This is a genomic window from Bacillus timonensis (assembly GCF_000285535.1).
Lineage (GTDB): Bacteria > Bacillota > Bacilli > Bacillales > Bacillaceae_L > Ferdinandcohnia > Ferdinandcohnia timonensis.
Genome location: NZ_HE610989.1, coordinates 64181 through 83108, shown reverse-complemented (window position 1 = coordinate 83108; position 18928 = coordinate 64181). Strand labels below are relative to the sequence as shown.

The window sequence follows — 18928 nt, the reverse complement described above, 5'->3', positions numbered from 1 at the left end:
GATGGAAAGGTAAGTTTCCCTTTATCACAGGTACCGGATAAGGTAAGATAGAGATGATAAGGGAAGTTTTAATTAATTGAGTCTGGGGGAAATGTGCATGGAATTATCAACGAAGTATAAGTCTGATATTGAAATTGCTCAAGAGGCTGAGTTAAAGCCAATCAAGGAGATTGTAGAACAGCTTGATTTACTTGATGAAGAAGTGGAACCCTATGGTCATTACAAAGCAAAAATTTCCTTGGACGTGATGAAGCGTCTTCAACAAAAAAAGGACGGCAAAGTGATTCTTGTGACGTCTATTAATCCTACTCCAGCGGGAGAAGGGAAATCAACGGTTACAGTGGGACTTGGACAAGGACTTGCCAAGCTTGGAAAAAAAGCGATGATTGCGATGAGAGAACCATCTCTTGGACCAACAATGGGAATTAAGGGCGGTGCAACAGGTGGTGGTTATTCACAGGTGATTCCGATGGAGGATATTAATCTCCATTTTACCGGAGATTTCCATGCAATTACGACTGCGAATAATACTTTATCCGCTTTAATTGATAATCATATCCACCAAGGAAATGAACTTCAAATTGATGTAAGAAGAGTAACGTGGAAACGGGTTGTTGATTTAAATGACCGTGCCCTCCGAAATGTGGTTGTTGGGCTTGGTGGACCGACACAAGGTATTCCGCGCGAAGATGGCTTTGATATTACCGTTGCTTCCGAAATTATGGCGATTTTTTGTCTAGCGACGGACATACAAGATTTGAAACAAAGACTTTCGAAAATCGTTGTCGGCTATAATATACATAAACAACCAGTCACTGCTAGTGACCTTGGAGCGGAGGGTGCACTTACGCTCTTATTAAAAGATGCACTTAAACCTAATTTAGTTCAAACACTTGAACACACACCTGCATTGATTCATGGTGGCCCGTTTGCTAATATTGCTCATGGTTGTAATAGTGTCATTGCCACAAAAATGGCGTCGAAATTAGCTGACTATGTGTTAACAGAAGGCGGATTTGGGGCAGATCTCGGGGCCGAGAAATTCCTTGATATTAAAGCTAGGTACGCAGAGATAAAGCCAGAAGCTGTTGTCATTGTGGCGACAAATCGAGCTTTAAAAATGCATGGTGGCGTCAAAAAGGACCATCTAACTGAAGAGAATGTTGCGGCTTTAGAAAAGGGCTTAGAAAACCTGCAAAAGCACATTGAAACTGTTCAAGCGTTTGGTTTGCCGTTTGTTGTGGCAATCAATCGATTTGTTACAGATACAGAAAAAGAAGTTGAGAAAATTGAATCTTGGTGTGCAGAACATTCCTATCCAGTTGCCCTAACCGAAGTATGGGAAAAGGGTGGCGAAGGTGGAATGGAACTTGCCAAGAAAGTGCTAGATGTGATTGAAAAAGGAGAAAACCATTTTGCACCGATTTATGATTTATCGGCTTCTATTGAAGAAAAAGTAAAAACGATTGCGAAAACAGTCTACGGAGCAAAAGATGTTGAGTTTTCAACCAAGGCGAAAAAGCAAATAAGTGATTTTGAGAAATTTGGTTGGGGCAACCTGCCAATTTGTATGGCGAAAACTCAATACTCGCTTTCAGATGACCCTACTCTGCTTGGAAGACCAACCGACTTCACAATAACCATTCGTGAATTCCGACCATCCATTGGTGCAGGCTTTATTGTTGCCTTAACTGGTGAAGTTATGACGATGCCTGGACTACCGAAAAAACCATCTGCATTAAATATGGATGTAAATGAAGATGGAAAAGCAGTCGGGTTGTTTTAACATTATTACATTGGAACTAATCCCCAGCGGCATGCTGGCATAAAGGATAAATTGCATTTGATTTAAGGGGGCTTGTCCCCCTTTTTTTACAAAAAGGAAGGTATAAACATGTTTGATCCAACTGTATTTGATAACCTAAAGGTCGTAATCGAAGGAGCCCTTTATGACTTAGATCTGGTAGGTCAACTTCTGATTATAGATCGCCAGGATCAAGTGGAAATGGCAAAAATGGGTAGGCATTATCGTATCGTTTTTAAAGATAAAACAATCAACGAAATCCATGCTTATATCGACTTAAAAATTGATCTTGATAATTTGGTCACCGAACTTCGTACTCAAGATGAACGAAACCCGGGCTGTCATCTTGAAATTGGGTTTGTTATGAATCTCGAATCATTGAATGCATGTCTAGACATCGAACGAGTCTTAACTACCATCTGGGGTGACAATAGGGAAATTCAACAGGAAATATCATTTCAATTCGGCACCGAAAATCACTATCTGAACAATAGTAAAATTATTTTTCATCGTTTAATTCATGAAGACAATATCGATGATTTGCTTGAAATGATTGACTATATGATCGATTCGATTCAACAATTATATAACGCTATAACGTAAGAGGCAGCTATGCCTCTTTTTTTACGCTGAAGGAATGAAATTATCAGATAATTTATCGTTTTCAATGATATCGTTATGGCATATATAGTAAAATAGTTATAAATGCATTTATAAGGGGGCGAAATTATGGGGAAGATTGCATGGGTAACCGATAGCACAGGATTTTTGGATGAGGAACTTTCGAAACATGAGGACGTTTACGTCATACCAATGACGGTTTTCTTTGATGAGGAAGAATACCTTGATGGGGTTACGATTACACCGGCTCAGTTTTTTGAGAGATTAAAAACCACTAAAACCATTCCGAAGACATCTCAGCCTTCCATTGGGAGCTTTGTAGAATTATACACGAGTCTTGAAAATAAATATGATGAAATCATATCCGTTCATATTTCTGAAAAGTTAAGTGGGACCGTTTCGTCTGCTAGACAAGCAGCAGAATTGGTGAATATCCCTGTAACGGTCATTGATTCAAAGATTCTAACTTATCCAATGACAAAATTAATGAAGGAAGGCATGGAGCTAATCCAGGACGGTGGTACATCAACAGATGTGAAAAAGCATATAGTCGATTTATCGGAGAGACTTGAAACATATGTGATCATTGGTAGTTTAGAGCAATTGCATCGGAGTGGCCGTATGAACACGGCCCAATATTTTCTTGGAAGCATGTTGCAAATAAAGCCGGTCATACAGATTTTGGATGGTGCTCTATCCGTAAAAGAGAAGGTTCGTTCTGAAAATAAAGCGACTACAAAAATACTTGGCTATCTGAAGGATGCAATCAAGAAGAATACGATTGAAGAGATATATATTTTATACGGCTTGGACGATTCTAAGACAAAGGAATGGGAACAGAAGATTAGAGAATTTGCCCCTGACACTATAACTATTAAGACATGTCCGCTAGGAGTAGCAATTGGGGTTCATGCCGGTGAAAATACAATCGGAATCAGCTGGATGAATAAATAATTTATTTAACGAGCACGTATTGCAAATTGTTGTTTGATAAAGGGGAAATGGCAGCAATTTTATACCCAATACTTAAGAATTGGGAGATTGTTTCTGCACAATTTCGATGTGGCGGTTCAGTAGGAGCATGCAGGCTTTTATGAAGTTGTAGAAATTGATTTGTAACCGGATTACAAGTAATGAATACGACATGACGTCCATACCATGCGGTTCCAATTTCCCGATAACTTTCATATGGTTGATACATAAAAGTTTACCACCTTTCAAAAAGAGCTGGAGTTACTCTGGCTTTTTTTAGTTTATGCAACGGATTGGTCGTGTGCAACCGTTCAGTAGTAACTGTAATATGGTACAATGGTTACGATATTGAAGTCAGTGGAGGATAAAATGGATCAACAAAATGTAATTGAAGCAACAACTACTTTTGTAAAAAACATCTTGCAACATGATAGCAGTGGTCATGACTGGTGGCATATTGAACGTGTCAGAAAGGCAGCCCTACAAATTGGTGAAAAAGAAAAAGCTAATTTATTTATCGTTGAAATGGCTGCGTTACTACATGATGTAGCAGATGAGAAATTAAATAAATCAGAAGAAGAAGGCCTTGGAAAAGTACGAAATTGGCTATCTTCTTTACCTATAGCTGAATCTGACCAGGAGGAGATCCTTGAAATTATTTCAACAATGTCTTTTAAGGGTGGGAACCGACCTCCTATGAAAACAATAGAAGGCAAGGTTGTACAAGATGCAGACCGTTTGGATGCAATTGGTGCAATTGGTATTGCAAGAACCTTTGCCTATGCGGGATCTCATGGAGATTTAATGTATGATCCCAATCTTCCATACCGTGAAAACATGACAAAGGAAGAGTACCGAAATGGTAAATCCACAGCAGTTAATCACTTTTATGAAAAATTGTTAAAATTAAAAGATACACTTAATACAGATGCAGCAAAAGAGGCAGCTAATGAGCGTCACGATTTTATGGTAGCGTTTCTTGATCAATTTTATAAAGAATGGAATGGAAAGTTATGAGGCTTTTAACGGTTGAAAATGTAGCGAAGAGCTATGCTGAAAAAACATTATTTGAAGATATCTCTTTTAGTATTACGGATAATGAACGGATAGGGATAATCGGTGTTAATGGTACAGGAAAGTCAACACTATTAAAAATTATTGCGGGTGTCGAAGAGGCAGACCATGGTGAGATTACCCATTCTAAAGGATATACAATCAGTTATTTACCGCAGCAACCTGTGTTCACCGAGGGAAACACCGTACTTGATCAAGTTTTCAAAGGGAATACACCATTGCTTCGATTATTAAAAGAATACGAAGAGGCAATGATTCGGATTGAAAAGGATCCGATGAACACAGTGAATCAGGAGAAGTTATATGACCTTCAACAAAAAATGGATGCAGCAAATGCGTGGGAGGCAAATTCAAATGCAAAGGCTGTGTTGTCAAAGTTAGGGATTACCGATTTTTCTCAGGATGTAATGGCAATGTCCGGGGGTCAGAAAAAACGGGTTGCTCTCGCACAAAGCTTAATTGAGATTCCTGACTTATTAATTTTAGATGAGCCGACTAACCATTTAGATTACGATACAATTACTTGGCTTGAAGATTACCTTGCAAAATACAATGGCGCTTTGCTTGTTGTTACCCATGATCGTTATTTTTTGGACCGAGTGACCAATCGTATTATTGAGCTAGATGAAGGAAAACTGTACTCCTATACCGGAAACTATAGCAGCTTTCTAGAGGCGAAGGCGATTCGCATTGAACAGGAGCAAGCCTCCGAACAAAAACGTCAAAATTTATATCGACGTGAGCTTGCATGGATTCGTCGTGGTGCTAAGGCAAGAACTACTAAGCAAAAAGCAAGAATTCAACGCTTTGAGGATATTGAGAACGCGAAAAAAACAGTGAACACAGAAACACTTGATATTTCTGTTGGCGGTAGTAGACTTGGTAAAAAGGTAATCGAGTTAAAGAATGTTTCAAAAAGTTTTAACGGAACGAAAATTTTAGAGGATGTAAATTTACTTGTTAAACCAGGTGACCGAATTGGAATCGTTGGTCGAAATGGAAGCGGAAAATCCACATTATTAAATGTAATTGCTGGTAGAATTCCTGCTGATACGGGCGAAATTGAAATAGGACAAACGGTAAAAATCGCTTATTATACGCAAGAAAGCATGGATATGGACCTTAATAAGCGAATGATTGAGTATATTAAGGAAACAGCTGAAATGATTCATACTTTGGACGGAAAGATGATTTCAGCAGCACAAATGCTTGAGCGCTTTTTATTCCCAATGAATACACATGGCACACCGATTCGAAAGTTGTCTGGTGGGGAACGAAGAAGGTTGTATTTATTGAAAATCATAATGGGTGAACCGAATGTGTTATTACTGGATGAGCCAACAAATGATTTGGACACACAAACCTTGACTGTATTAGAGGATTATTTGGATGACTTCCCAGGTGTTGTCATCACAGTTTCTCATGACCGTTATTTCTTGGATAAGGTTACCGACCAGTTATTAATTTTTGAAGAGGGACATCAGATTACAACATATTTTGGCGATTACTCTGATTATCTTGAGAAAAATGTAGCTGAATCAAAGAAGACGATGCCAAAGGAAAAAGTTGAAAAAGCATCAAACCACGATGTACCGAAACCTAAGAAAAAGAAACTTTCCTATAAGGACCAACTTGAATGGGATGAAATTGAAGGCAAAATTGAAGCGCAGGAAGAAAAGGTTGCAGCACTTGTGAAAGAAATTGAAGCAGCCGGTAGTGATTATCAGAAAGCACAACAGGCAATGGATGATCATGCAAAGGAATCAGAAAACCTTGACCAGTTACTTGAGAGATGGGCTGAACTATCTGAACTTGTCAATGAATAAATAAGTGGCTCGGCAAATGCTTAAGGGGTTCTGTTTTGAGGCGCTTTTCTTAAAATAAGTGCCGAAATGACAGTTGGATTTTGCAACATAATTGTCCATTAAACTTGTCCTAGCAATTGGTGAGTTGTCTTGCCATTAATGAGGAACTGTTGAAATTAATAAACGGAGGTTTTTCGTTTAAATATAGAATGAAGTTCAATTAGACCTAAATAAGCAGAGGTTTTCCTGTTATTCAAAGTAAAGACCTCTTTTTCATATTTTTAGAGTCAATAAGCGGAATTTCTCCGGCTATTAAGGCTTTTTTAGTGTTTATTACTGATTAGGTGGAATTTTTCCGTCTTTTCAACGGCCCGGGTGCTTAGCCATTGCCCACAACGGGTAGTTGCTTGAAACGACATTCCAATTGATAGAAGATTTGACACACATTTTACATTGTTCGACCCTTTTTGCTGTCATACTAATGAGTGTCAATTTTAGGTCAAATACGAAGGATTAAAGAAAATGACGTGTGCCAATTTGATATGCTCCCCATTAGGTAGACAGATTAAAAAATAAAAATCTGGCTACTTAAGGGGAGTATTTTTTATGTCATTTATTAATAAACACCTAAAATCGGAACCCTTTAGCAAATGCCGAGCTTTTTATCTTATAGTCGCTTAGCTCCTAAATAGCGAGATTGCCAATAGTTGATGGTCATATCATCAATACTCACACCATCCGTTGAATCTGCATGGATAAATTTATTGTTGCCGAGGTAGATACCCGCGTGTGAAGGACCTGGTTTATATGTTTGGAAAAAGACGAGATCACCCACACTTGGGGTAGATACACTTGCACCTTGGCTCCAGATTCCTGAGACAGTTCGTGAAACAGTAACACCTTTTTGGGCATAAACAAATTGCAAAAAGCCACTACAATCAAATCCATTTGGTGTAGTCCCGCCCCAAACATAAGGAACACCAATGTAATTCATTGCAATTGAAATCACTCCCGCATCAACTGGTGGTGGTTCGATTGTTTCAGTTGTTGCCTCGTTATTTTCTGGATTGTTTGATGATTTAGGCTGAGCTGTCACAACCGTTGCTTTTTTGATGCTGAGGCCTCTAACATTTTTATTTTTCATAATATGGTCAATCGTTTCATCAGTAGCAAGCCCATTCGCTTCCAATTTAAACTTCTTTTGGTATGCCTTCACGCTCGCCTCCGTAACGTTTTCAAACTTTCCATCTACTAAACCACTATAAAACCTAAGTTTTTGTAATTTAGATTGAATTTGTTTCACCGCTGGTCCCTCGTCGCCAACAGACAGAAAAGGTGGAGTTGGCTGTAGGATAACTTCATTTAATTTTTCTAGTGTTTTTTCACCAGCAACTCCGTCGATTTTTATATCATATAATTCTTGGAATCTCTTAACGGCTTCCTGGGTTGACGCGCCATAGTGCCCATCAATTGTTTCATAATAAAAGTTGAACTTATGTAACTCAAATTGAAGAAAGCGGACTGGATAACCAGTATGTCCATATCGTAATTCCTGTTTTGTATCGAATTGATAGTTTTTGTCTAGTAATGGATCCAGGTTTTGCTTTTCAGATGCATCAGCCGCAAGTGGAGCGTTAAAGAAAAATCCAGCAGCTAGAGATGTCACGACAATGGCTTCGCGTGTTCCATAGCGTTTTTTCATTGATGTTCCTCCTTGGTGTTTGCGAAAGCAAAAATAGTCATGTTTTCGAATAGTTTGTTGTAAAAAAGGCTATGGAATGATGTAGTGCAGTAACTCGGGTAAAGCGTATTTCGATTTAAATCCTTATAACAACAAAAGCGAAAACAACCTTTCATTTCATACACATTTATGATATTTAGGCAAATAAGCTATTATGACAAAAGTTCAGATAATTAGTACGTAAGCGCTAAAAGAGGATATCAAGTAATCTAATGTCTCACAATGGATATAAGCTTAATTCGTGTGCTACAATTACGGTAGGATATTAAGTAGGAGAAGGAGCGGTAGAGTTGAAAATTAAGTCAATAGAACCAACACCAAGTCCGAATACAATGAAAATCATTTTAGATGAGGAACTCCCAAAGGGAAAAAGTAATAATTATAAAAAAGATAATATCGATCAAGCTCCACCTCTGATTCAGGAAATAATGGCAATCGAAGGTATTAAAGGAGTCTACCATGTTGCGGATTTCTTAGCAGTTGAACGAAATGCAAGATATGATTGGCAAGAGTTATTACCAAATGTTCGTAAAGTGTTTGGGGAAGACGTCGCAGAAGGTGAAAATGAAAGCCCAAAGTTAGATGAGCATTTTGGAGAAGTGAAGGTATTTGTTCAAATGTACAAAGGTCTTCCAATGCAGGTTAAGCTTCATGACGGTGAACAGGAATTCCGTTTTGGCTTACCAGAGGTGTTTAGAGACGCGCTGTTAAGGGCGCAAGAGGTTTCTGGGAATGTCGTGTTAGAGAGAGAATGGAAAGAGCAAGGCGTTCGATACGGTAATCCTGATGAGATTGGGAAAGAAGTTGTCGATGAACTTGCTGCAGCCTATCCGAAAGACAGACTAGAACGTATTGGTAAGCAAATCTCTGAGCAAACATCTGCTCCAACTGTCCAAAAAAGACAATCCTATAAGGTTACTGTGGAAATGTTAGATGATCCTGATTGGACAAAACGGTATGCAAACTTAGAGCAAATGGATCCAGAAGAAGAGGATATTCCAGTCCTTGCAAAAGCCTTAAAGGACGAAAAGCCGTCAATACGTCGTTTAGCGACAGTATATTTAGGCATGATCGAGAAGCCATCAGTGTTGCCATATTTATATGAAGCACTAAAAGATAAGTCGGTTACAGTTAGAAGAACAGCGGGCGATTGTTTGTCAGATATCGGCGATCCTGCTGCAATTGGAGCAATGTGTGAAGCATTGAAGGATTCAAGTAAGCTGGTAAGATGGCGCGCTGCCATGTTTTTATTTGAAGTTGGTGACGAAACAGCACTCGGGGCCTTAAAAGCTGCTGAAAATGATCCAGAATTCGAAGTGAAAATGCAAATTAAAATGGCTGTTGAGCGAATCGAAGGTGGCGAAGAAGCAAAAGGCTCTGTTTGGAAACAAATGACTGAAAGCCGGAATAACCACTAATTTTTTCTCTTAGCAACGAAGTGATTTAAAAAGTACTGGTATTTGATGGTTGTTTGAAAATTGATTTTCCTTGTGGACATATAGTATGCTTATTTTACTAAAATATAAAGGGAGGGTTTTTTATGTCAATGGCATATGATGAATATATGAAGCAAATTGTAAAGCCTATGCGTCAAGAACTTGTGGTTGCGGGTTTTGAAGAGCTTCAAACAGAGGAAGAAGTAGAAAACTTCATGGAGAAAGCAGAAGGTACAACACTTGTTGTTGTCAACTCTGTCTGTGGATGTGCTGCAGGTCTAGCAAGACCAGCTGTAACTCAAGCGGTTTTAAATAACGAGAAGAGGCCAGACCATCTCGTAACTGTTTTTGCTGGTCAAGATAAAGAAGCAACTGCTAAGATGAGAGAGTATTTTGAAGGTTATGAACCTTCGTCACCTTCCATGGCTTTATTAAAAGGAAAAGAAGTTGTCCACTTCATTCCAAGACATGACATTGAGTCAAACCCAATGGAAGTTATTATGGAAAATGTAACATCTGCTTTAAACAAGCATTGCTAAAAATATGCGTTCAAAGCTAAAAAAATAAGTGATAAAAGGATGTCATCTCGACATCCTTTTTTGTGCAAATAGGTGATCATATGATAGTAACGACTGCAGGCCGGACAAATGATGAAATGATGGAGTTAGCAAAAAAATAGCTGCTGAACTTGGGGTACTTTATACAACTAGGAATAAGCAGTCCATTAGCACTCTTCAAAAACAAACGAAGGAAGATATTCTTGTTGTTGGGAAAAACCGAATTGAAATATATCCTCGAGATGGAGAGGATCCACTTTTCTTCCACCCGAATTCTGCAATGTTTCGTATGAAGAGAATTTTAAAAGGTGAGCATGATCCGTTCATCCAGGCATCAGGTTTGAAGGAAGGGAACACCCTTTTAGATTGTACGTTAGGGTTGGGGTCTGACAGCATAGTCGCAAGCTTTGTCGTTGGTGCAGCTGGAAAAGTCACATCTCTGGAAGGCAATCTGTTTTTGTATTATCTTTTAAGAGGTGGGCTGAAAAGCTGGGATACCGGCTATCCGTTAATGAATGACGCAATGTCCAAAATAGATGTAAAGCATGATACATACGAAAGGTTTTTAGCTTCATGTCCTTCGAAAAGCATTGATGTTGTGTATTTTGACCCAATGTTTGAAGAAACGATTGAAGAATCTGAAGGGATTAAAGGTCTTCGCAGGTTTGCCATCTACTCCAAAATCAGTTCGGAAGCAATCGAAGCCGCAAAACGGGTTGCAAAACAAAAAGTGGTGCTAAAGGACCACTGGAAAAGTGAACAATTTGAAAAATACGGATTTCATGTTAATAAACGAAAATCAGCTAAATTCCATTTTGGAGTGATTGACGTGACGAGGTCCTGATATTTTGTCGCACCTTTGGACATTTTAAATAACGGAGGTGATGATGATGGCAGAACGAAAGAAGGACCCTTCAACAATCGGCTTAGGCTCTTCGGATGTAGAAGGACAGGGGACTACCAATCAAGAAACAGGACGAATGGAAATGGATTCGTCTAGACGTAAGAAAAAGAAGAAGATGTAACGTACAGGCAGTATTACATATCACAAAAAAAGCCCGCTGTAGAAGCGGGTTTCATTATTCAGTCACACAACAAGTTATAAAATATACTAATGTAGCTACACTTGCTATTCCAAAAATCCATGTCATCTCCCAAATTCCACCTTTCAATTATGTATAGTCAAATACGCATTGTCGTATTTGCACCCGTTTTTTAGGCCCACAGGAAGTGGGTCATAAAGACTTTGCCACAAGAAATGGCGTACTTAGTCTTTACTCTTTCTGCTCGAAAAATTTCCTCTGAAAAATCGTGGCATCTGCCGGAGGTTTACCTTTATTCAGCCAAGTATTAAATCTGGTGAATTTAATATCAATTTTGCATTCATCACAACTTACAGAAGTGAGGAACTTCTGGTGAATAAAGTTACCCCTATTTTATCAAATAATGAAGATTTTATGAACGTTAATTTTTCAAAATAATTCAAGACATATCAATATGATGCTTTTTTTGAACTAGCCATGATGGGCATTTTATCCTTATTTTTTTGAGTTTTGTACATTTCATAGTAAAATTTTTTGCTAGATTGTGTTAAAATGGGCGTAAGGGTAAATGTTCTGAAAGGGCGTTTTTGTTATGAAGAAATGGTTGAGAAAAGCTTTAGTCGTCTCATTTTCCATTCTAACCCTTGGTTTGGTAGCGCCTCCTCCTGCTCTGACAATGGAGCAGCCGAATGCGGATAAGCCGAGCAAGTTAAATGCGTTTAATGAGCAAGATGCTGAGTCAAAGCTTTATTCAAATTATGAATCAAATTATGGATATGATAGTAGAAGCTTTGTTACGTATGCAATGACACAGGCAGAAACAAAATCCTTCGAGAAGTTCGGGAGTAAAATCGGGCCTGTTATTGAAGATGAATTCCGTAATGTAATTTTACCTAAAATTGAAGAAGTAATTGAATTAGTAGCACAGCAATACCCATCTGAACAGCTTGATCAACTTGAAATATCAGAGCAACCTTCTGGTGGAAATGGAGAAAAGATTTTCCATATTTTCGATAAAACGAATGGGAAGGACATTGTTCGCTTCCATGTAAGAAAGGATCATCCACCACAGGAAGGTTATTGGTTTAACTTCCATTACCATACACATCACGATGGATTCCAAACACACCATGCACTAGGTGATATTTATTGGGATAAGAATACACCTCCGAAATGGTTAAGTTAATAAAAGGATAAAGCAGTCCAAAGTCGAGTATTCGTTTTTGGGACTGCTTTTTTTGTTCGCTATTTTCACTTAGAAAAACTTTCCACTTTGAAACTACCAAACTCACTTTTCAAAATATGATATACTATTTTTACAATACTGACATCATGAATCTACTACATTAAGGTGAACATTTTATGAAAAAAATAGTTATTCTTACACTTCTTTTTGTACTAGTCGGTTTTACCTATCATCCAGGTGAAGCGTCACCCCATGGAATTCCACTTAAAGATTATCAATCTCTCACACTTTTTACAGAAACATCTTACCTTAAAAACTATGAAATAATTAAAAATATCGTTTTATTACCAGAAACAAACTTTGATGAAACGGCTGCAGCAAAAATGATAGAACGTATAGATCAAATTGACGAACTTATTTTACAAGGGTTGGTTAAAGAGGGTGTTGTGTTAAAGCTATTTACAGGAAATTTAACGGACGAGCCTACTGTAGCCTATTTGAAAGGGAAAAAGCCTCGTGGTTATAGTGAAAATGGCCCCACTTGGGACGATGTGCCGGGAATCGGTGGCTCGGAGGTTGTGCTCGCAAAAATTGGAGCCAGTGAAAAGGGAAAAGGACATGGTTCTATAAATTTGGAGCTTCATGAATTGGCACATTCAATTGACAAATTCGTGTTTGGTTCAATTAGTGAGGATCCATATTATTTGGCTATTTGGAAGAATGAAGTCAATCAGTTATTCCCGAATCAATCCTATTTTCATGATTATCCGGAAGAGTATTTTGCTGAATCCTTTGCGATGTATTATCTGTCGAACAAAACAAGAAATCAGCTGAGACTTACAGCACCAATGACTTATCAGTTTTTTGTCGAATTAAGTTAAACTCAGCAATGATTTCAACTGTTTTTTGTAGTAAGATAATAGCATGAAGTTTTGCAAGGAGTGAATCTATTGAAACATGGAGAGAACACGTATTTGAATCTATTAAAACATGTTCTTGATAACGGGACGAAAAAAATGGACCGTACAGGGACAGGCACTGTCTCAGTTTTTGGGTACCAAATGCGTTTTGATTTACGTGAGGGATTTCCTTTACTGACAACAAAGAGGGTACCGTTCCGTCTAATTGCGAGCGAGCTGCTTTGGTTTATTAAAGGGGATACGAATATCAGATATCTATTAAAAATAATAATAATATCTGGAATGAGTGGGCTTTTAAAAATTGGGTTGAGAGCGACGAGTACACAGGACCCGATATGACGGATTTCGGTAACAGAAGTTTAGCTGATGCAGACTTCAATGAGTTGTACCAAGCTGAGATGGACAAGTTTAAAGCACGAATTATAGAGGATGATGAGTTTGCTTCTAAATACGGTGAACTTGGACCTGTTTATGGAAAGCAGTGGAGAGCGTGGGAAACATCACGTGGTGAAACTATTGACCAGCTAAAAAATGTCATCAACCAAATCAAAAATAACCCAGATAGCAGACGTCATCTTGTTGTTGGTTATAACCCAGGTGATGTGGAATTCATGGCATTGCCACCATGTCACAGTCTGTTCCAATTCTATGTAGCAGATGGGAAATTGAGTTGCCAACTTTATCAAAGATCGGGAGATTTGTTTTTGGGAATTCCTTTCAACATCGCTAGTTATGCGTTGTTAACTCATTTAATTGCATTTGAATGTGGATTAGAGGTTGGGGATTTCATCCATACGATTGGGGATGCCCATATTTACACAAATCACATCGAGCAGGTTCAATTACAGCTTAGTCGTGACCCACGTCCTTTCCCGACTATTAAATTGAATCCTGCAGTAAACTCTGTTTTTGACTTTGAAATGGACGATATCGAAATCGTGGGGTATGACCCACATCCTACTATAAAGGCACCAGTTGCTGTATAAATCATTTCTATTTCTATGATCCTAGGGTATAATCGACCTTAGGATCTTTTAGTAAGGAGAATAGACATGATTTCATTACTCGTAGCAATGGACAAAAATCAGCTTATTGGGAAAGACAATGATCTTCCTTGGAGTTTGCCTGCGGATTTAGCTTATTTTAAAAGAGTGACGATGGGGCACCCCATTATTATGGGACGAAAAACATATGATTCAATCGGACGAGCTCTCCCAGGACGTGAAAACATCATTGTTACTCGCGACACTACATATAAAGCAGAGGGCTGTAAGATTATTCATTCTATTGATGAGATTGTCAAAATGAGTGAAGAAACTGAACAAGAGCTTTTTGTAATCGGTGGTGCTGAAATTTTTAAAGAAATTCTACCATTTTCAGACCGCTTATATATAACCGAAATCGAAGAGGAATTTGATGGTGATACTTTTTTTCCAGCGTTTAATAAAGCTGAGTGGAAAGTCGTATCAAAGGAAAAAGGCACGAAAGATGAGAAAAATCCATATGATTATACGTTTTTTGTCTATGAAAAAATCCCGCAGAACTAAAATCTGCGGGTTTCTTTTTAAGAAATAAACGGTACATCCACTACATAAAACAAGATAGAGAAAAACATAGCTGCACTTCCTGCTAGCACGAACAAATGCCAAATTGCATGGTTAAACGGCAACTTTCTCCAAACATAAAAGATAGCCCCAACTGTGTATAAAATTCCGCCTGTTAGCAATAACATAAAGCCGTTAAAGCCTATACCTTCATATAGTGGCTTAATGCCAACCACAATTAACCAGCCCATCAATACATAACAAACGGTTGAGAGAATCATAAATTTTTCTACAAAAAAGATTTTAAACACAATGCCAATAATCGCTAGTCCCCATACAACTCCAAAAATGGTCCAGCCAAACCAGCCGCGTATCGTAACCAAAACAAAAGGTGTGTAAGTACCGGCTATCAATAAATAAATCGCTGAATGATCTAAAATCGCAAACACTTTTTTCGCTTTTGGGTGGGTGATGCTATGCAATAGGGTAGAAAATAAATAAAGAAGAAACATTGTGGCTCCAAAGATAGAGAAGCTTACAACATGCCAAACATTCCCGTATTTGACTGCAAAAACAATCAACAGTACAAGCGCTGGTATGCTTAAAAGTACCCCGAGACCATGTGTGATCGCATTTGCAATTTCTTCTTTTAAGGTCTCATGTCGAAATGTCATATTTTTTCACCTCATACTAAATTTCTTCTTCCAATCATACTGCTAAAAAAAGTGGATGACAAATGACAATTGTCATAAAAACCTAAAAAAGTGTAAAACCAATGTTTTTTTATCATGTAATTTTTTTCTTTATAGGAGTTATCCAAATCATGCGACTGGAAGCGAATTCAATATAAATAAGTAATAAAATATTTAGAAAATTCTACTCCGGTTAGGCGAATCCATGTTATAATGAACAAATTAAATCTTCATTACTGTACTGTATTGTTGTAGAAACACACGAAAGGGGATATGGGGCTCATGGCAAACGAAGTAAAACAAAAACTAGATGGGATCCATGTAGAGGATATCATAAAAGCAAATCAAACATTAAAGGATGTTATAATCCATACACCTTTACAAAGAAATGAATTGCTATCAGAACGTTACGAATGTAACTTATTAATAAAACGAGAGGATTTACAAATTGTTCGTTCTTTTAAAATTCGTGGAGCTTACAATCGTGTAAAAAACTTATCTGAGCAGGAACTTGAGAATGGAGTCGTTTGTGCAAGTGCCGGAAACCATGCACAAGGAGTGGCTTTTTCTTGTTTTGCGTTAAAAATTCAAGGGAAAATCTTTATGCCATCAACCACTCCAAGACAAAAGGTTTCTCAAGTAGAGGCTTTTGGTCGTGAATATGTGGAGATTATACTAACTGGTGATACGTTCGATGATTCCTATGAGGAAGCAGTGGCATGTTGTGAAAGAGAAAATCGCACGTTTATTCATCCGTTTGATGATCCAGATGTCATGGCAGGTCAAGGAACAGTAGCAGTTGAAATTTTAAATGATTGTGCTGAACCTGTTGACTATGTATTTGCTGCAATTGGTGGGGGTGGACTCATTTCGGGAATCTCAACCTACATGAAGAGCATTTCTCCAGAAACGAAAATCATAGGTGTAGAACCGGAGGGTGCCGCAAGTATGAAGACCTCGATTGCCAATGGAGAGGTTACGACATTGCCAAAAATCGATAAGTTCGTTGATGGGGCTGCGGTTAAAACAGTTGGTGAAAAAACGTTTAAAATCAGTCAAAATCTGGTTGACGATATTGTTGTAGTACCAGAGGGAAAGGTATGTACAACCATCTTGGATTTGTATAATGAAAATGCGATTGTTGCAGAACCTGCAGGGGCATTATCACTCGCAGCTCTGGATTTGTACAAGGATAAACTAAAAGGTAAAACGGTTGTTTGTGTTTTAAGTGGTGGGAATAATGATATCAGCAGAATGCAGGAAATCAAAGAGCGTTCGATGCTTTATGAAGGCTTACAATGCTATTTCATTGTGAATTTTCCTCAAAGAGCCGGTGCACTACGAGAATTCTTACTTGATGTATTAGGACCAACCGATGATATTACGCGATTTGAATACACGAAGAAAAACAACAAGGATAACGGTCCTGCATTGGTTGGAATTGAGCTAAAGCATAAGGAAGACTATCAAGCGCTAGTAAACCGAATGATGAGAAAAGGCTTCCCATTCCGTGAACTAAACAAAGAAAGTACATTATTTAATTTATTGTTTTAATAAATTAGACAAAGACGAAATGCTTGTTCTCATGTATAATAAAGGAAACGGGTGAAAAAGGACTGATAGTTTGCTATTCAAAAGCCTAGAGTTCAAAAATAGTTATGGACAGAAGGTTAAAGTAATTGAAATTCCAGTTTTGGAGAAAGGCAACACGTATCGCTTTATGCTCGATTTTCGTTTACAGGTATTTTTGTCGAAAATCATGACCAAATCAAGTCCAAATCAAATGTATTCGTTTCGAGAATATTTGAAGACTGTTTTAAAATGGACTGATTATGAACGTATTTTTCAACTAGACATGTTAAAACATAATGCATAGTTTTAGAATGAGCTGATTTTAAAACATTAAAATCGGCTCTTTTTTTTGAACTTAGGTATATAACAATGAATAAAAAGGTACAAATTTGCCCGTAATAATAAGGACAAGCTATTTTGAGTAAATAGATGTATGCCAGACGTAGGAAGTGAACGTATGACAAAGGTTAAAATCGTAACAGACTCTACAGTCGATTTAACAGATGAAGAAGCAAAAGAATTAGGAATCTCGATTGTCCCATTATCTATTACGATTGATGGAGAAACGTTTCTTGATCGAGTGGATATTACCCCACAAGAATTTTTAATGAGGATGAAGCAATCTGCTGAATTACCGAAGAGTTCTCAGCCCGCAGTCGGACATTTCGTTGAGCTTTACAATCACTTAGGTAGTGATGGAAGTGAAATTATTTCTATCCACATGACAAGCGGAATGAGTGGAACAGTGGCTTCTGCTGAAAATGCGGCTAGATTGAGTGAATCCGAAGTTACTGTAATTGATTCCATGTATATCTCTAGAGCATTAGCCTTTCAGGTTGTCGAAGCTGCAAAAATGGCAAATGAGGGGCAAACGAAAGAGGAAATCATCAAACGGATTGAGGAAATTAGGAAAGCCTCCACTTTATTTGTAACGGTTGATACATTGGAAAACCTTGTAAAAGGTGGCAGAATTGGAAAAGGGAAGGCCTTAATCGGATCCTTATTAAATATTAAACCAATTGCTTCATTGCAGGATGGGGTCTATACGCCGGTATCAAAGGTTAGAAGCCACGCTAAAATTGTAAAATACCTGAGTGAAAAATTTGCTGAAGATGTAAGTAATAAAACGATTAAAGGTGTCGCAATTGCACAAGTAGATGCGATAGAGCTAGCAAAAAATGTTAAAGAAGCAATTAAAAAGCTAACCGGTTATGGAGACATTGATATCGTCGAAACAACTCCAGTTATTAGCACTCATACAGGCCCAGGAGCAATTGGATTCATGTATTACGCGGAATAAGCCGTAAAAAAATGGCGTGTGAACAATTCACACGTCATTTTTTATGCTTCTGGCATTGGAGTTGGTGTTGGATTCGCATAGCCTTCTTTATATGTTTCATCAATCATTGCTCGGATCTCAGTTGGTGTTTTTCCTTTTGAAAATTCAAGGACCGCTGTAGTAGCGATTTCTAGACATACGTTACATTTAGTACCGTGATCATCCCATACAACCGCATCCCCTTTATTATCATGAACAAAGCAATCATAATTATCACGATGACCAACTGAATCAGCACAGCCACAATAGCAAGGCATTGTTTCAAGCAAATCTTTGTGCATGGCGGCAGCTTGATAAATTGTTACCATTTCCTCTGGCTTATCATCTAAAAAGGAAGGCATTACATCGATTGAGGCTGTTTCCTCACGAATATCTCCCATCACTTGTTCTTTGTTATGGGACTCTGAACTTTCTTCTTTTTGCGAGCAGCCAAACATCCCAAACATAAGAACAAGCATGAGAAGAACATACATTTTTTTCATCATAAACAACCTTTCCATACTTTATAAGCCCATTTTACCACATCCCAATCTTTCACAAGCAGAGTTCACTATTTTGTCAAAAAGGGGGTAACATACAAAAAAAGAGGATATCGTAACCGATATCCTTACAGACTGTTGAC

At 38.0% G+C, this 18928-nt stretch carries 18 protein-coding genes and 2 pseudogenes; 16 read left to right on the top strand and 4 right to left on the bottom strand.

Features of this window, described 5'->3' with window-relative positions; genetic code table 11:
* Positions 1–97: 97 nt before the first annotated feature.
* The 3 genes from BTHG_RS20570 to BTHG_RS20560 all read left to right on the top strand — a co-directional run bounded on the left by BTHG_RS20570 (position 98) and on the right by BTHG_RS20560 (position 3379).
* The gene (locus BTHG_RS20570) at positions 98–1786 is read left to right on the top strand and encodes a formate--tetrahydrofolate ligase (protein WP_010283947.1); all 1689 of its coding nucleotides are present in this window, start codon (positions 98–100) and stop codon (positions 1784–1786) included.
* Between the two features lie 108 nt (positions 1787–1894).
* The gene (locus BTHG_RS20565; protein WP_010283946.1) at positions 1895–2407 is read left to right on the top strand and encodes a hypothetical protein; all 513 of its coding nucleotides are present in this window, start codon (positions 1895–1897) and stop codon (positions 2405–2407) included.
* A gap of 126 nt (positions 2408–2533) precedes the next feature.
* On the top strand, positions 2534–3379 hold the full coding sequence (locus BTHG_RS20560; protein ID WP_010283944.1) for a DegV family protein: 846 nt from the start codon (positions 2534–2536) through the stop codon (positions 3377–3379).
* A gap of 1 nt (position 3380) precedes the next feature.
* On the opposite strand, the gene BTHG_RS20555 is transcribed toward BTHG_RS20560, so the two are convergent.
* Positions 3381–3626, bottom strand: a complete 246-nt coding sequence (locus BTHG_RS20555) for a hypothetical protein (RefSeq protein WP_010283940.1) — start codon at positions 3624–3626, stop codon at positions 3381–3383.
* 140 nt (positions 3627–3766) lie between these two features.
* Here BTHG_RS20555 and BTHG_RS20550 point away from each other — a divergent pair, with 140 nt between their 5' ends.
* Together BTHG_RS20550 and BTHG_RS20545 are read left to right on the top strand one after the other, a co-directional pair.
* Positions 3767–4414: an HD domain-containing protein gene (locus BTHG_RS20550; protein ID WP_010283939.1), complete on the top strand. Its 648-nt coding sequence runs from the start codon at positions 3767–3769 to the stop codon at positions 4412–4414.
* Positions 4411–6297, top strand: coding sequence for an ABC-F family ATP-binding cassette domain-containing protein (locus BTHG_RS20545; protein WP_010283937.1), 1887 nt, complete (start codon positions 4411–4413; stop codon positions 6295–6297). Before BTHG_RS20550 ends, BTHG_RS20545 begins: the two co-directional genes overlap by 4 nt.
* Before the next feature lie 646 nt (positions 6298–6943).
* On the opposite strand, the gene BTHG_RS25510 is transcribed toward BTHG_RS20545, so the two are convergent.
* A complete protein-coding gene (locus tag BTHG_RS25510) occupies positions 6944–7978 on the bottom strand; it encodes a C40 family peptidase (RefSeq protein WP_010283936.1) in 1035 nt (344 codons plus the stop codon).
* A 329-nt stretch (positions 7979–8307) separates the two neighbouring features.
* Here BTHG_RS25510 and BTHG_RS20535 point away from each other — a divergent pair, with 329 nt between their 5' ends.
* From BTHG_RS20535 to BTHG_RS20495, 8 genes and pseudogenes are all read left to right on the top strand, one after another.
* Positions 8308–9435 carry a conserved virulence factor C family protein gene (locus BTHG_RS20535; protein WP_010283933.1) on the top strand — a complete coding sequence of 376 codons (1128 nt, stop codon included), beginning with the start codon at positions 8308–8310 and terminating at the stop codon, positions 9433–9435.
* 122 nt (positions 9436–9557) lie between these two features.
* The gene (locus BTHG_RS20530; RefSeq protein ID WP_010283931.1) at positions 9558–9992 is read left to right on the top strand and encodes a BrxA/BrxB family bacilliredoxin; all 435 of its coding nucleotides are present in this window, start codon (positions 9558–9560) and stop codon (positions 9990–9992) included.
* Between the two features lie 80 nt (positions 9993–10072).
* Positions 10073–10854 (top strand): annotated as a pseudogene (locus BTHG_RS25505) (class I SAM-dependent methyltransferase).
* Between the two features lie 46 nt (positions 10855–10900).
* Positions 10901–11035, top strand: coding sequence for a YuzL family protein (locus BTHG_RS26405; RefSeq protein ID WP_010283926.1), 135 nt, complete (start codon positions 10901–10903; stop codon positions 11033–11035).
* A 610-nt stretch (positions 11036–11645) separates the two neighbouring features.
* Complete coding sequence (locus BTHG_RS20515; protein WP_010283923.1) at positions 11646–12239, top strand: YpjP family protein; 594 nt, start codon at positions 11646–11648, stop codon at positions 12237–12239.
* A 176-nt stretch (positions 12240–12415) separates the two neighbouring features.
* The gene (locus BTHG_RS20510) at positions 12416–13120 is read left to right on the top strand and encodes an anthrax toxin lethal factor-related metalloendopeptidase (protein WP_010283917.1); all 705 of its coding nucleotides are present in this window, start codon (positions 12416–12418) and stop codon (positions 13118–13120) included.
* Positions 13121–13189: 69 nt separating this feature from the next.
* Positions 13190–14145 (top strand): annotated as a pseudogene (locus BTHG_RS25500) (thymidylate synthase).
* A 66-nt stretch (positions 14146–14211) separates the two neighbouring features.
* Entirely contained in the window at positions 14212–14706 is a 495-nt protein-coding gene (locus BTHG_RS20495) for a dihydrofolate reductase (protein ID WP_010283911.1), read from the top strand.
* 17 nt (positions 14707–14723) lie between these two features.
* Here the strand turns inward: BTHG_RS20495 and trhA are convergent, their stop codons facing one another.
* On the bottom strand, positions 14724–15377 hold the full coding sequence (gene trhA / locus BTHG_RS20490; protein ID WP_010283908.1) for a PAQR family membrane homeostasis protein TrhA: 654 nt from the start codon (positions 15375–15377) through the stop codon (positions 14724–14726).
* 300 nt (positions 15378–15677) lie between these two features.
* On the opposite strand from trhA, the gene ilvA reads away from it, so the two are divergent.
* The 3 genes from ilvA (at position 15678) to BTHG_RS20475 (ending at position 18267) form a co-directional block, all read left to right on the top strand.
* On the top strand, positions 15678–16949 hold the full coding sequence (gene ilvA, locus BTHG_RS20485) for a threonine ammonia-lyase IlvA (RefSeq protein WP_010283904.1): 1272 nt from the start codon (positions 15678–15680) through the stop codon (positions 16947–16949).
* Between the two features lie 70 nt (positions 16950–17019).
* On the top strand, positions 17020–17271 hold the full coding sequence (locus BTHG_RS20480; RefSeq protein ID WP_010283901.1) for a DUF2535 family protein: 252 nt from the start codon (positions 17020–17022) through the stop codon (positions 17269–17271).
* Positions 17272–17424: 153 nt separating this feature from the next.
* Positions 17425–18267, top strand: coding sequence for a DegV family protein (locus tag BTHG_RS20475; protein WP_010283899.1), 843 nt, complete (start codon positions 17425–17427; stop codon positions 18265–18267).
* A gap of 41 nt (positions 18268–18308) precedes the next feature.
* Here BTHG_RS20475 and BTHG_RS20470 read toward each other — a convergent pair whose 3' ends face one another.
* Entirely contained in the window at positions 18309–18791 is a 483-nt protein-coding gene (locus BTHG_RS20470; protein WP_010283897.1) for a PCYCGC motif-containing (lipo)protein, read from the bottom strand.
* Positions 18792–18928 lie beyond the last annotated feature (137 nt).

Excerpts from the sequence above, each read along its gene's own strand:
- BTHG_RS20570 (WP_010283947.1), top strand. The coding sequence starts at position 98 with ATGGAATTATCAACGAAGTATAAGTCTGATATTGAAATTGCTCAAGAG.
- BTHG_RS20565 (WP_010283946.1), top strand. The coding sequence starts at position 1,895 with ATGTTTGATCCAACTGTATTTGATAACCTAAAGGTCGTAATCGAAGGA.
- BTHG_RS20560 (WP_010283944.1), top strand. The coding sequence starts at position 2,534 with ATGGGGAAGATTGCATGGGTAACCGATAGCACAGGATTTTTGGATGAG.
- BTHG_RS20555 (WP_010283940.1), bottom strand. The coding sequence starts at position 3,626 with ATGTATCAACCATATGAAAGTTATCGGGAAATTGGAACCGCATGGTAT.
- BTHG_RS20550 (WP_010283939.1), top strand. The coding sequence starts at position 3,767 with ATGGATCAACAAAATGTAATTGAAGCAACAACTACTTTTGTAAAAAAC.
- BTHG_RS20545 (WP_010283937.1), top strand. The coding sequence starts at position 4,411 with ATGAGGCTTTTAACGGTTGAAAATGTAGCGAAGAGCTATGCTGAAAAA.
- BTHG_RS25510 (WP_010283936.1), bottom strand. The coding sequence starts at position 7,978 with ATGAAAAAACGCTATGGAACACGCGAAGCCATTGTCGTGACATCTCTA.
- BTHG_RS20530 (WP_010283931.1), top strand. The coding sequence starts at position 9,558 with ATGTCAATGGCATATGATGAATATATGAAGCAAATTGTAAAGCCTATG.
- BTHG_RS26405 (WP_010283926.1), top strand. The coding sequence starts at position 10,901 with ATGGCAGAACGAAAGAAGGACCCTTCAACAATCGGCTTAGGCTCTTCG.
- BTHG_RS20515 (WP_010283923.1), top strand. The coding sequence starts at position 11,646 with ATGAAGAAATGGTTGAGAAAAGCTTTAGTCGTCTCATTTTCCATTCTA.
- BTHG_RS20510 (WP_010283917.1), top strand. The coding sequence starts at position 12,416 with ATGAAAAAAATAGTTATTCTTACACTTCTTTTTGTACTAGTCGGTTTT.
- BTHG_RS20495 (WP_010283911.1), top strand. The coding sequence starts at position 14,212 with ATGATTTCATTACTCGTAGCAATGGACAAAAATCAGCTTATTGGGAAA.
- trhA (WP_010283908.1), bottom strand. The coding sequence starts at position 15,377 with ATGACATTTCGACATGAGACCTTAAAAGAAGAAATTGCAAATGCGATC.
- ilvA (WP_010283904.1), top strand. The coding sequence starts at position 15,678 with ATGGCAAACGAAGTAAAACAAAAACTAGATGGGATCCATGTAGAGGAT.
- BTHG_RS20475 (WP_010283899.1), top strand. The coding sequence starts at position 17,425 with ATGACAAAGGTTAAAATCGTAACAGACTCTACAGTCGATTTAACAGAT.
- BTHG_RS20470 (WP_010283897.1), bottom strand. The coding sequence starts at position 18,791 with ATGATGAAAAAAATGTATGTTCTTCTCATGCTTGTTCTTATGTTTGGG.